Source organism: Microbispora sp. NPDC046933, from assembly GCF_040644635.1.
Classification (GTDB): Bacteria; Actinomycetota; Actinomycetes; order Streptosporangiales; family Streptosporangiaceae; genus Microbispora.
The window spans coordinates 39345-52076 of record NZ_JBEYWW010000038.1; the positions used below are offsets into that span (position 1 = coordinate 39345).

The 12732-nt window shown below is 72.3% G+C and carries 5 protein-coding genes; all 5 read right to left on the minus strand.

Features of this window, described 5'->3' with window-relative positions; translation table 11 throughout:
- Positions 1 to 5 precede the first annotated feature (5 nt).
- The gene (locus ABZ857_RS36395; protein WP_357052774.1) at positions 6 to 680 is read right to left on the minus strand and encodes a response regulator transcription factor; all 675 of its coding nucleotides are present in this window, start codon (positions 678 to 680) and stop codon (positions 6 to 8) included.
- The gene (locus ABZ857_RS36400; protein ID WP_357052777.1) at positions 677 to 1843 is read right to left on the minus strand and encodes a histidine kinase; all 1167 of its coding nucleotides are present in this window, start codon (positions 1841 to 1843) and stop codon (positions 677 to 679) included. Before ABZ857_RS36400 ends, ABZ857_RS36395 begins: the two co-directional genes overlap by 4 nt.
- A gap of 378 nt (positions 1844 to 2221) precedes the next feature.
- Positions 2222 to 7747, minus strand: a complete 5526-nt coding sequence (locus ABZ857_RS36405) for a ThuA domain-containing protein (RefSeq protein ID WP_357052780.1) — start codon at positions 7745 to 7747, stop codon at positions 2222 to 2224.
- 239 nt (positions 7748 to 7986) lie between these two features.
- On the minus strand, positions 7987 to 10713 hold the full coding sequence (locus tag ABZ857_RS36410; protein ID WP_357052782.1) for a hypothetical protein: 2727 nt from the start codon (positions 10711 to 10713) through the stop codon (positions 7987 to 7989).
- Positions 10710 to 12560 carry an HSP90 family protein gene (locus tag ABZ857_RS36415; RefSeq protein WP_357052785.1) on the minus strand — a complete coding sequence of 617 codons (1851 nt, stop codon included), beginning with the start codon at positions 12558 to 12560 and terminating at the stop codon, positions 10710 to 10712. Before ABZ857_RS36415 ends, ABZ857_RS36410 begins: the two co-directional genes overlap by 4 nt.
- Positions 12561 to 12732 lie beyond the last annotated feature (172 nt).

Below are 12732 nucleotides of genomic sequence, written 5' to 3' on the forward strand. Positions count from 1 at the left end.
GCCGCTCACAAAGCGGCGGGTGGTCGACCGCCGGGTCGCACCAGGCCGCTCTCGTAGGCCAGGATGACGAGCTGGACCCGGTCGCGGACATCCAGCTTGGCGATGGCCCTGGCGACGTGGGTCTTGGCGGTCAGCGGGCTGATGACCAGGCGCTCGGCGATCTCGCTGTTGGACAGGCCGAGCGCGACGAGCCGCATCACCTCCCGCTCGCGGGTGGTGAGGGCGGCCAGCCGCTCCCCGGCGTCGGACGCGAGGTCCTGCCGCCGGGCGAACCGCTCGATGACGCGGCGGGTGACGCCGGGGGACAGCAGCGCGTCCCCGGCGGCCACGGCGGCCACCGCGCGGCGCAGCTCGGCCGGTTCGACGTCCTTGGTCAGGAAGCCGCTGGCTCCGGCGCGAAGCGCGGCGAAGACGTGCTCGTCGGTGTCGAAGGTCGTGAGGATGACGACCCGGCAGTCCTGGCCCGCGACGATGCTCCGGGTGGCCGTGATGCCGTCCGTCCCCGGCATGCGGATGTCCATGAGGACGACGTCGGGGCGGGTGCTCGCGGCCAGCCGTACGGCCTCGGCGCCGTCGGCGGCCTCCCCGACGACGGCCACGTCCCGCGAGCGGGCCAGCAGGCTGCGGAAGCCCGCCCGTACGAGCGCCTGGTCGTCGGCGAGGAGCACTCTGATCGTCATTCCGCCGAGCCTGCCACAGGGATCTCGGCCTTCACCGCGAATCCCCGGGGCACCCGGCCCACGATGAGCGTTCCGCCGAGGGCGCGCACCCGCTCGCGCATGCCGGTGAGGCCGTTCCCCTCCGTGACATCGCCGCCGGAGGAGTCGCCCTTGCCGTTGTCGACGATCTCGACGGTGACCGAATGCGCGTGGCGGCCGACCGCGACCTCGGCCATGGTCGCCCCCGAGTGCCTGAGCGTGTTGGCGAGGGCCTCCTGCACGATGCGGTGGACCGCGACGGAGGCGGGGGCGGGGATCGTGGACAGGTCCCCCTGTTCGTGGAGGGTGACGTCGAGCCCGGCGGCGCGGGCGTCGGCGACGAGCGCGCCGAGCGACGACACGTCGGGCTGGGGCTCGGTGCCGGCCGGACCCTCCCGCAGGACGGCGATGAGCGAGTTGAGGTCCTTCATCGCCCGGTTCCTGACGTCCTTGGCCAGGCGCAGCGCGGCGGCGGCCTCGGCCGGCTCCTCCCGCAGGGCGTCGGCGGCGACGTTGAGGTGGACGCCCACGACGGCCAGCGTGTGGGCGACGATGTCGTGCACCTCGCGCGCGACGCTCAGGCGTTCCTCCGCGGCGCGGGCGCGGTATTCGGCCTCGCGCAGCAGGTCGCCCCGGCGCTGCGACGCGGCGTAGGCGAGGCCCGCGACGACGAGGGCCGCGAGCAGCAACCCCTCACCGAGGGTGTGAATGAAGTAGCGGGTGAGGTTCCTGCCGATTATCCACCGGGCGTCGACGGCGGAGTAGGCGAGCTGGGCGACGCCGATGACGACCACCCAGCGCACGCGGGAGGTGCCGGCGGCGGTGAAGTACGCCGCCGCCACGGGCCAGATCCACCCGGCGGGCGAGAAATGCCCCACGTGGTAGGCGAAGACGGCGGCGACCGACAGCAGCAGCACGGTCATCGGCCATCGACGCCGGACGAGCAGGAGCGCGCCGAGGAACAGCGCGAGGGGAATCTGGCCGTCCCAGGGGTTGCGCACGCCTGTGGCGAGGGCGACGGCGACGAAGAGGACCACGGTGAGAACGGCGAAGGCGACGTCGGCGATCCACCCGGCGTGACGGACGGGTGGGCGGGCGGACCGGCCGGCGGGGGCGCGTGAGGACAGTGCGTGCGGTGCGGCCATGCGGGCCCTTTCGTCCGTTCCCTGTGGAGGCATGTGGCTGACCAGGCAACGCTAGGACGCGCCGCGTCCGCGCCGCGTCCTCCGGCCACAGACGCCTCGGGCCTGCTCCCTTCGTGGTACGGCTACTCAGCCGGGAGTATCCCGGCTTCGCGGAGATCTGACGGAGGCCGGCCTGAAGAGCAAACGGGTGCCCCGCGACCGGCGTCGCGGGGCACCCTGTTTGTTTCGGCGGGGCGCCCTGTCTGTTTCGGCGGGGTGCCCTGTTCGGTTCGGCGGGGCGGCGGGTCTCCTTCCGGTCGCCCGGCCGCCCCGGCCGCCCCGGGGGGCCTCGGGGGGCCTCGGCCCGACTCGCCGTCAGCGCCGCGGCCCCACCCGTGGTCAGTTCTTCGGCGTGCCGCCGTACTGAACGATCAGCGCGTCGGCGTCACGCAGCAGCGTGGCCCTGACCTGGTCGTCGGTGACGACCTTCTTGTCGTTGACGGTCTTCTTGAACTTCTCGAGCTCCTTGACGATCTTGTCGTCCCTGTCCTTGCCCTTGTCGTCCTTCTCCTCGGCCTTGCGCACGCCGTCAAGCGACTTGTGCAGCTTGTCGGCGTTCTTGCCGGTGAGCTTCCCGGCGGCCTCGAAGCGGTCGATCAGGGCGGCGATGTCGTCCGTCGAGGTGATGACGGAGAACTTCACCGTCTGAACGGTCCGGTTGCCGGCCTTGTTGACGGCGGTGACGGTGAGCGTGTGCTCGCCCAGGGCCAGCTCGTACAGCGCCTTGACGGTGCCGGACTGGAACGGCTGGCCGTCCAGCGTGCCGGTGACCGTCTTGATCCCGGAGCCGTTGTCGACGGCCGTCCAGCCGATGGTCAGGTTCTGGCCGTCGCCGTACTTCTGGCCGTTCGCGACACCGGAGACCGCGACGGTCGGGGCCTTCGTGTCGATCCTGACCGTCACGGCCTTGATCTCCTCGACGTTGCCCGCCTTGTCCGCCGAGCGGTAGCGCAGCTCGTGCTGCCCCTCACCCGTGATGTCGACCGTCTTGGTGTACGCCGTCCAGGCGCCGCCGTCCATCGAGTACTCGGTCTTCGCCACGCCGGAGGTGGCGTCCGTCGCGGCGAGGGTCACCGGGACCGCGCCGTTGTGCCAGCCGTCGTCGTTCGCCGGAGCGAACGTCGCGGCGGTGACCGGCGCCGTCGCGTCCACCTTGACCGTCAGGGTCTTGGCGTCCTCCTGGTTGCCCGCCTTGTCCTTGGAGCGGAACGACACCGTGTGGCTGCCGTCCTTGCCGACCGTGAACGGGGCGGTGTAGGCGGCCCACTCGCCGTCGTCCACCTTGTACTCGGTCGTGTCGACCCCGGAGCCCTCGTCGGCGGCCTTCAGCGTGACCGAGATCGGACCGGTGAACCAGCCGCTCGCCGGCGCCGCCGGGTCGGTGGTCGCGGTCGTCACCGGCGCCTTCGTGTCCTTCGCCGTGCGGACGAGCGTGAAGTCGTCCACGTCGAAGTCGGCTCCGGTGAACACCAGGTAGAGCTTCACGGTCCCGGAGGGGACGTTCGTGAGCTCCGTGGACACGTCCGCGTACGACTCCCAGCCGCCGGTGTTCGGGACGGTCACCCTGCCGAGCACGGGGCCGGTCGGGGAACCGGTCCGGATCTCGAAGCCGCCGCTCGGGTTGGGCGAGGCCACCCGGGCCGTGAACCGGGTGACGCCGGTGAGGTCGACGCCGTCGTACGCCGCCCAGTCGCCCGGGTTGACGTAGCCGAGCACGACGCCGCCGTGCGCGGGGGCGTGCGGATAGGTGTTGACGCCGTTCGCCTCGGTCCAGCTCTCGGCCTGGACGGTGACGTCGCCCTCCGCCGGGCCGAGCTCCTTGATGCGGATGTTCCGGAACGCCACCTGGTCGCCGTCGCCGTGGTTCTGGATGCCCACGTAGCCCTGCTGGAGGGACCGCTTCGGGTCGGTGTTGGTGAAGTCGTTGATCTTCACGCCGTTCAGGAAGATCTGCAGGCGCTCGCCTTCCACGCGGATCTCGTAGGTGTTCCACTGTCCCGGCGGGTTGAGCGCGGCGTCACGGGCCTTGAGGTCCGCCGACTGGAAGCCGTAGACCGACCCCGTGGTCTTCTCGGGAACGTCCGTGGCGTCGATCTGGATCTCGTAGCCGTTGTCGACCGCCGACCACGGGTCGTCCGAGGCGGGGAAGCCGACGAAGACGCCCGAGTTGTCGTCGCCGCGCATCTTCCAGTCGAGCTTGAGCGAGTAGGAGTGGAACTCCTTCGCCTTGTACCAGAACAGCCCCAAACCGCCCTGCGAGGTCAGGGTGCCGTCGGCGTTCGTGAAGCTACCGGGCCCGGCCTGCTGCCAGCCGGTCGTGCTGCCGTTGTAGAGCGTCGTGTAGCCGGTCTCGGGGCGGCAGTCGGCCTTCAGGTCGCCCATGGCGTACCTGATGCCGCCGAGCAGGTGCTGCCGGAACTCCGGCTCGGAGAAGGAGGCCGCCGTGTGCCCGCCGCCCGTGTAGAACGACCGGCCGCCCTGGTACTCCTTGCACCACGCGATCGGGTGGTCCTCGCCCATCTTGCCGCCGGAGTACGACTTCTCGTCCAGCGTGGCCAGCACGTGGGCGGTGGTGCGGGCGTTCGTGCGGTAGTCGTACCACTCGTCGGTGCGGGTCCACTGCGAGCCGAGGTGGGCGGTCGCCGGGTGGGCCCGGTCCTCCACCTTCACGGTCGCCTGCTGGACGGCGGGGTGCGAGGCGAACCACGCCCCGACCAGGCCGCCGTAGAACGGCCAGTCATACTCGGTGTCGGCCGCCGCGTGGATGCCCACGTAGCCGCCGCCCGCCTTGACGTACGACTCGAAGGCCGCCTGCTGGGCGTCGTTCAGCACGTCGCCCGTGGTGCTGAGGAACACCACGGCCTTGTACTTCGCCAGGTTCTGGGTGGTGAAGACCGCCGGGTCCTCGGTCGCGGTGACCTTGAAGCCCAGGTCCTTGATGGCCTGGATGCCGGCCGGGATCGAGTCGTGCCGGAAGCCGGCCGTACGCGAGAAGACCAGGACCTCGCCCTCGCCGCCGTTGCCCGGGGCCGTCGGGGTCGTCCACTTCTGCGCGTTGCTGCCGTCACAGGTCTTGATCACCATTTGGCCGGTGTTCGAGCCGTCGAGGCACTTGCCGGACTGCGGGTTCTTGATGGTGCCGTCCGTCCCGATGGTCCAGACCTGCGCGCCGACGCCGGCGACACAGTCCCAGATCTGCACCCGCGTGCCGTCGGCGGTGCCGCCGTTGGAGACGTCGAGGCACTTGCCGAGCGAGCGGAGCGTGGAGCCGCTGACCGTCCACACCTGCGCCCCGGTGCCGTTGCACTGGTAGAGCTGCACGTTGGTGCCGTTGGCCGGGTTGGCGTTCGCGACGTCGAGGCACAGGCCGCCGGCGTTGACGATCGGTCCCGGGCTCCCGCCCGTGGGCGGCTCGGCCGTCAGCGTGAAGTCGTCCACGTCGAACAGCGCGCCGTCGTTGCCCTTGAACAGCAGGTAGAGCTCGGTCGTGCCGGCCGGGGCGTTGGTCAGCGGCGCGGAGACGTCGACGAACGTCTCCCAGCCTCCGGTGACGGGCACGCTCACCTTGCCCAGCAGGGTGCCGGTCGGCGAACCCGCGCGCACCTCGATGGTGCCGCCCTTCCCGCCGGAGGAGACACGGGCGGCGATCCCCTTGGCCTTGCTCAGCTCGTAGGGCTTGAAGGAGATCCAGTCGCCGTTGTTGATGTCGCCCACGGTCTTGCCGCCGTGCGCCTGCGACTTGCTGATCGGGTTGACGCCGGAGGAGGCCGCGTAGTGCTCGGCCTGGCGGTGCCGCGGCTGGAGGATGTGCTGCGTGTGGGTGGTCAGCCCGCCCTTGTCGGTGTACTCGGCGTCGAACACCGCGAAGATGTTCGCCGCGTCGTCGTGCTCGCCGTCGACCGGGATGGTCAGCTCGCCCGAGCAGCCGTTCTTCGAGCTGATCTGGTGGCCGTGGCTGTCGTGGCCCAGCACGTAGGTCATCTTGACCTTCGCGCAGTCGACGTCGCCGTCCTCAGGGTCGGTGACCTTGATCGTGAAGGGGACCGAGTCGCCCCACTGGAACAGGCTGCCCGCCGTGGGCGTCTCGATGGTCACGGTCGGCGCGGTGTTGCCCGCCGTGACGACCACGCTGGCGCTGCCGCTGTTGCCCGCGGGGTCGCGCACCGTGAGCGTCGCGGTGTACGTGCCGTCCTTGTCGTACGTCTTGACCGGGTTCGCCTCGGTGGAGGTGGTGCCGTCGCCGAAGTCCCAGGCGTAGCTGAGCGCGGCGCCCTCGGGGTCGGCGGAGCCGGCCGAGGAGAACGTGACCGTGAGAGGCGTCTTGCCCGAGGTCTTGTCGGCCTTGGCCACGGCGATCGGGGAACGGTCGCGGCCCTTGATGTACTCGAAGCGGTACAGCGCCGAGTTGGCGTCGCCGTTGAAGTAGCCGGTGCCGTAGTCGAGCACGTACAGCGCGCCGTCCGGGCCGAACGCCAGGTCCATCACCTGCGTGCCGGTCCACGGGAAGTCGGCGATGTCGCCGCGCGTCCCGTCGGCCTGCACGTCGATCGCCTTGATCCACCTGCGGCCGAACTCACCGACGAAGAGGTGGCCGTCCAGGTCCTGCGGGAACTTGACCGCGGAGTTGAGGGCGGCGTCGTAGTGGTAGACCGGTCCGCCCATGGGGGACTCGGAGCCGCCGCCGAACTCGGGCGGGGAGCCGGCGTCGCCGCCGTACCTGATCCACGCGGGCTGGGCGGGCGGCAGTGTGCGCTGCCCGGTGTTGCGAGGGGAGGCGTTGACCGGGCCGCCGGCGCAGTCGTACTTCGCCCCGGAGGGACCGGAGGGGAAGGTGAACGTGTTGTAGGTCTCGACCGGCGTGTTGGTGCCCGTGCAGTACGGCCAGCCGTAGTTGCCGGGCCGGGCGACCCGGTTGAACTCGACCTGGCCGCTCGGCCCCCGGTTGGGATCGGTGGTGCCGGCGTCGGGGCCGTAGTCGCCCACGTAGACGACGCCGGTGGCCTTGTCGACACTCAGCCGGAAGGGGTTGCGGAAGCCCATCGCGTAGATCTCGGGCCGGGTGTTCGGAGTGCCCGGCGGGAACAGGTTGCCCTCGGGGACGTCGTAGGTTCCGTCCGGCTTGACCTTGATACGGAGGATCTTGCCGCGCAGGTCGTTGGTGTTGCCCGAGCTGCGCTGGGCGTCGTACGCCGGGTTGCGGTCGGGCCGCTCGTCGATCGGGGAGTAGCCCGACGAGTCGAAGGGGTTGCTGTCGTCGCCGGTCGAGAGGTAAAGGTTGCCGGCGGCGTCGAAGTCCATGTCGCCGCCCACATGGCAGCAGATACCACGGTCGGCCGGCACGTCGAGGATCTTGACCTCGCTGTCCTTGTCCAGCGTCCAGTCGGGCTTGACGGTGAACCTGGACAGCCGGTTCACGCCCTTCCACGCCGAGAAGTCGGACGCGGTGGCCGGGGCGTCGCCGTCGGGGGTGTTGAGCCGGGGAGCGTAGTACAGGTAGATGAACCGGTTGCTTGCGAAGCCCGGGTCGGCGGCGACTCCCTGGAGCCCCTCCTCGTCGTGGGTGTAGACGTTCAGCGTGCCCACCACGGTGGTGTCGCCGCGGGCGTCGGTGCGCCGCAGGACGCCCTCGCGAGCGGTGTGCAGCACCGACAGGTCGGGCAGCACGGTCATCGTCATCGGCTCGCCCATCTCGGCGACGCCCCTGGCCAGCTCCACGCGCTGGTAGTCGGCGGCGTCGATGGGTGCCGCATGCGCCTGAGCGGGTGCGGCCGGGGTGAGCACGGTCAGGCCCGTGAAGGCCAGGAGTAAGGCGCAGGTCTGCGCGATGCGTTTTCTGGCGCGGTCGGTCGGCCGCCTGGGGGGCATGGCGGAGCTTCCTTTCCCTCGGTGCGGTACGGCCCGTGCACGATCGTGGGCGCGGTGTTCGCTTCACAGACCAGCCGCGGTAGCGGTGATCGTCCCGAAGGTAAGCGCCTTTTGGCGACTTGTGAAGATAGTTCTGGCAAAACGACGGAACTTTTGCCGGGTTGTGACGAAAGTCCCGCGATCGCGGGGCATGCGACCGCTCAGGCCCCGCGTCGCCCGTCGTGGCCCGTCAGCTGGGTCTACGCCTCGTCCTCGCCCTCGTCGTCGGCGCCCCCGTCGTCGTCGAACAAGTCGTCGTCGAACGAGTCGTCGTCGGCGTCGAGCATCGCGTCGAGTTGCCGGCGCGTCTCGGCGAGCTCGGCGGCGACCTCCTCCGGCGGCTCGGAGCCCGCCAGGGACTCCAGCTCGGCGAGCACGGCTCGCATCGCGGTCACGCCCGGAGGCTCCTCCGCCGTGTCCCCGCCCTCCGCCTTGTCCCTGTCCTCCGCCTTGTCTCTGTTCTCCGCCTCGTCCCTGTTCTCGCCCGTCCAGTCCATCAGCCACGCGGCGGCGCGCAGGCAGCGTACGCGCGGGACGACCATGCCGAGATCGGCCCACAGCCGGGCGGCGCGCTGGAAGGCGGGCAACGCCTCGTCCGCCCGCCCGGCGAACTGCAGCGACTCGGCGGCCGACCAGGCCAGCTCCGCGTGCAGTTCCCGGGCGCCGGGGTCGTCCTGCACGAGCCGCGCGGCCATGACGAACTGCTCGGCGGCCTCGCGGTGCCGGCCGAGCTCGGCCAGCGACCGGCCGTACTGCGCCCGCGTCCGCGCGACGGCCTCGCCCTCGTACGGGACCTCGACGCGCGGCATGACCTCCTCGAACAGCGCGGCGGCCTCGCCGTGCCGATCAAGGAGGTGGTAGGCGCGGGCGGCGGCGAAGGTGTTGTGCAGGGTGTCCGGCTCGGAAAGGCCGTCCCAGCGGGCGGCCGCGGCGAGCGCCGCCCCCACCACGTCGAGTTCGCGCCCGGGCTGCCGGGTGAGCGCGTCGACGAGCAGGGAGCTCAGCCCCGCCGCCTCGTCGGCGGGCAGCAGGTCTCCGCCGTACTCCAGGGCGAGCGACGCGAAGCCCTCGGCGCTGTTCGGATCTCCCTGGTCGAGGGCGATCTGACCGAGCACGCCGGCGGGCCGCGCCGCGTGCCAGGGCATCCCCGCGTCGCGGTAACGGTCCAGCGCGGACGTCAGATGCGTGCGGGCGGCCTCGATGTCGCCGAGCAGGAGGAAGATCCGGGCCAGCATGTCGTGGTAGGTGCCGGCCCGGCCGGTCCCGCCCAGCTCCTCCGCCGCGGACAGCTCCGCCTCCACCCGGGCGCGCGCCGCCAGGACGTCGCTCTCGGCCGGCCCGTCCGGCCCGGCGAGCGTGCTCATCGCGATGTACGCCCCGGCCCTGCGGGCCGCCAGATACTCCTCGGCGTCGAGCGTTCCCTGGGCGTACGCGGCGGCGGCCTCGGCGGTGACGGTCTCCGCGAGGCCCTCGCCACCGGCCCTGTCACCCGCGTGAACCAGGGCGACGGCCGCCGCGGCGCGCGCCTCCAGCGCGTGGGCCCGGTCGCCGAGCCGCTCGAACCGTTCCGCGACCGCCAGGAGCCGCGCGTGCGCGGCGCCGGGGTCCCGCTCCATCGCCGTCCCCGCCCTCCTGAGCTCGACCTGCGCGGCGACCGGCTCGGGCAGCTCGGTCTCGGCGGCGCCGACCCGTTCCCACGCCTCGTCCGCGTGCGGGTGGCGCAGTGCGGACAGCCGCCGTGCCTCGGCCACGAGGTCGTCAAGCGATGCCGGTGGGGGCGACGCCTGCGCCGGGCGGGGCGGGACCGTGACGGCGGCCCCCGCCGCCGGCCGCGGCAGCCGCACGGGGGAGCCCAGCGGCAGCCGGTCGAGCAGCGGCTCCCGGCTCAGCCGCGCCGTCACCCGCTCGCTCACGACGCGGGTGCCGTTGCGGGCGTCGTAACGGGCGCAGATGTCGCCGATCTCCCGCTCCAGGTCGCCGAGCACGACCCCCGCCGTACGGTCGCCCACCGTCAGGTCGTCGTACCCGAGCGCGGTCAGGCGGCGCAGCAGCACGGCGGCGCCGCAGACGAAGCCGAGCCGCCGCGAGACCTCCTCGCCCTGCGGGGTGAGCCAGGCGACGTGCTCGGTGAGGATCTCCAGGCCGCGCGCCTCGTTGCCGGTCAGCGCGCAGAACTCGATGTGCCGCCCCACCGTCGCCCGGAGGGAGAGCGTGCGCCGGGCCAGGTGATACCCCTTCAGGTGGGCGCTGCGGGCGTCGTCGACGCGGCCCGTCCGCAGCAGGGGCAGCAGGGCCTGCCCGAGCACCCGGTGGGGCTCCTCGGCGCAGCTCAGCTCGCCGTCGAGCAGCGGCGCCCAGAACTCCAGCGCGCCCTCGTCGTCGCCGGCGGCCTCCCGCCACGCGCCCCACCCGTTGTGCTCGCAGGCGTCGCAGTCGGCCATCACGTCCTTCGGCGCCGCGACGGACGCCTCCATCGCGGCGGCGGCCGTCGCGAGGTCGCCGGTCTCCTGCGCCAGCAGCCCGCGCAGCGCGAGAACCGGGCGTGCGCTGTAGCCGCGCTCCCGGTAACGGCTCTGGAGCTCGTCGAGCCAGCGGCGGGTCGTCTCCAGCGGCACGGCGGGGTTGTCGACCAGGCTGTGCGTCATCCACTTGAGCTGCCAGTGGATGGAGTGGGTCAGCCAGCCCAGTTCGGCCGGGAAGTCGTCGAGCAGCCGCAGGAGCCGCCCCGCGGCGACCGGCATGCGGTCGCCCTCGGCGGCGTACAGGTACGCCTCGACGAGGGCGAGCAGGACCTCGCCCTCCAGCGAGCGGTCGCCGGCCGTGCGGGCCTGCGCGGCGAGCACCTCCAGGCGTTCGGCCTTCTGCCGGCCCTCGGGCAGGGCCGCGCACTCCTCCAGGCCCGCGCGGATCGCGGCGGTGCTGCTCACTGCGGTCCTTCTCCTTCCGGCGCTTCGGTCACGCTCGCCGCGGCCCAGCCGAGCAACTGGTCGAAGGCCCGGTTCAGCAGCGAGGTGTCCACCGGCCGCAGCGGCCGGTGTGTCATCAGCAACGCCTGGCCGTACAACGCCTCGACGGCGGTGACGAGCAGCGTGCGGTCGCGGATCGTCGCCAGCCTGCGCACCACCGGGCTGCGGTGGTTGAGCACGAGCTGCGCGCGCGGCGCGGACGACTTGAGCGCGCCGAGGATCTCGGCCCACAGCTCGTCGGACTCGGCCGCGGTCTCCGCGCGGGTGCGCTCGCTGCGGGCGGCCCGCGAGTCGAGGTGGAGGGCGGACACCGACGCCGGGTAGAAGGCGCGCAGGATCACGTCGCACTCCAGCGGGTCGAGCGCCGCGCGGGCGGCGGTGAGGAAGGCGGCCAGCGCCAGCTCCTCGCGGGGGTCGACCGGGTCGAGGGCCGCGGTGACCGCGTCCGCGTCCAGCTCCTCGACCGTCACCCCCGGCAGGACGCCGGGAAGCGCGGCGACCAGCTCGCCGTCGTAGGTGTAGCCGCCGTTGACCACCCCGAGGCCCTGGGCCGCCGCGATGCCGGCGACCTGCCGGAACTCCTCCACCGAGGACGTGACCCGCACGACGGGGTGCTTTCTGGCGAACTCGGCGAGCGTCACCGCGCCGTCGGTGGTCTCGAACCGCAGGTGCGGCAGCATGATCTGGAGGAGCTCGGAGTCGTGCCTGGCGAGCGACTTGACGCCGAGGGCGTGCACGGACAGGAACGCGGCCAGGCGGCCCGGCTCCTGCGCGGCCAGGCCGGTCAGCCAGTCGCGCAGCCGGACGCCCAGGGCCTCGCGGACCGCGGCCAGCGTCTCGTCCTCGTACAGCCCCTCCCGGGAGGCGGTGGGGCGCAGCGTGTCGGTGTCGATCACGCAGCGCGCGAAGAAGGCCCAGTCGGGCAGCAGGCCGGTGACCGCGTCGCCGAGCAGCATGCCCTTCAGGTAGACCCGGTGGCGGCCCCCGGCGGCCGGGTTGGCCGCGTTCGGCAGGATGTAGGCGGCCCCGCGCACCCCGGCCAGCTCCACGTCGAGCTCGACCACGTCGAGCGCCGTGATGCCGAGCACCCGCTCGCCGTACGCGAGAAGCGCCGCCCGGCGCTCGGCCGCCGACCGGTACGGACGGTCCCACACCGGAGGGCTGTCCGTGGTCCGGACCGTCCGCCCGCCCCCCGCCACGGTCACCTCGTACGGCAGCAGCGCGCCGAAGTCGCGGGCCAGGTCGGCCACGAGGTCGGGGGCGAACCACCGTTGTGCCCCCGGCCGGGCCAGCAGGCGCACCGTCGTCCCGGGGCTGTGGACGAGGGCGGCGTGCTCGTCCGGCGAGAGCGTCCGCACCGAGTACGTCCCGTCGGAGGCCGCCGACCACTCCACGCCGGGAGCGTCCGGTTCGCGGGCCGACCGGGTGAGCACCTGGATGCGCTCGGCCACGGTGAAGCAGGCCAGCAGACCGATGCCGAACTGGCCGAGGAACTCCTGCCGGGCCCCCTCGAGGTCGTCACGCTTCGACGAGCGGCCGATGGTGGCGAGGAAACGGTGCACGTCGGCCTCGGTCAGGCCGATTCCCGGGTCGTCGATGCGCAGCCCGTTCTCCTCGACGGTGATGCGTATGTCCGTCGGGGCCGCCGGGTCCACCGCCAGCCGCGCGGTGACCGCGTCCACCGCGTTCTGCAGCAGCTCGCGCAGGTAGACCCGCGGGCTGGAGTAGAGGTGGTGGGACAGGAGGTCGACCAGTCCGCGCAGGTCGACCTGGAAGGATCGGGCGTTCCCCGCTAAGTCGTCCGACATGCGCATGATCGTAGCGTCGCGCACCGACACGGAAGGGGCGCTCGCGGCCTTGGCAGAAGGGCTCCCGCGGCGTACATCTGGTTGTAACAGGTTCTTGTTTTCCGTCCCGGTGAGGTGCGCGGCATGGGTGAAGCCACCGCGAAAAGCTCTTTTCGGTCAGGGATACGGCCCG

Bases quoted from the DNA above. Each gene is read 5' to 3' on its own strand.
- ABZ857_RS36395 (WP_357052774.1), bottom strand. From the start codon at position 680: ATGACGATCAGAGTGCTCCTCGCCGACGACCAGGCGCTCGTACGGGCG.
- ABZ857_RS36400 (WP_357052777.1), bottom strand. From the start codon at position 1,843: ATGGCCGCACCGCACGCACTGTCCTCACGCGCCCCCGCCGGCCGGTCC.
- ABZ857_RS36405 (WP_357052780.1), bottom strand. From the start codon at position 7,747: ATGCCCCCCAGGCGGCCGACCGACCGCGCCAGAAAACGCATCGCGCAG.
- ABZ857_RS36415 (WP_357052785.1), bottom strand. From the start codon at position 12,560: ATGTCGGACGACTTAGCGGGGAACGCCCGATCCTTCCAGGTCGACCTG.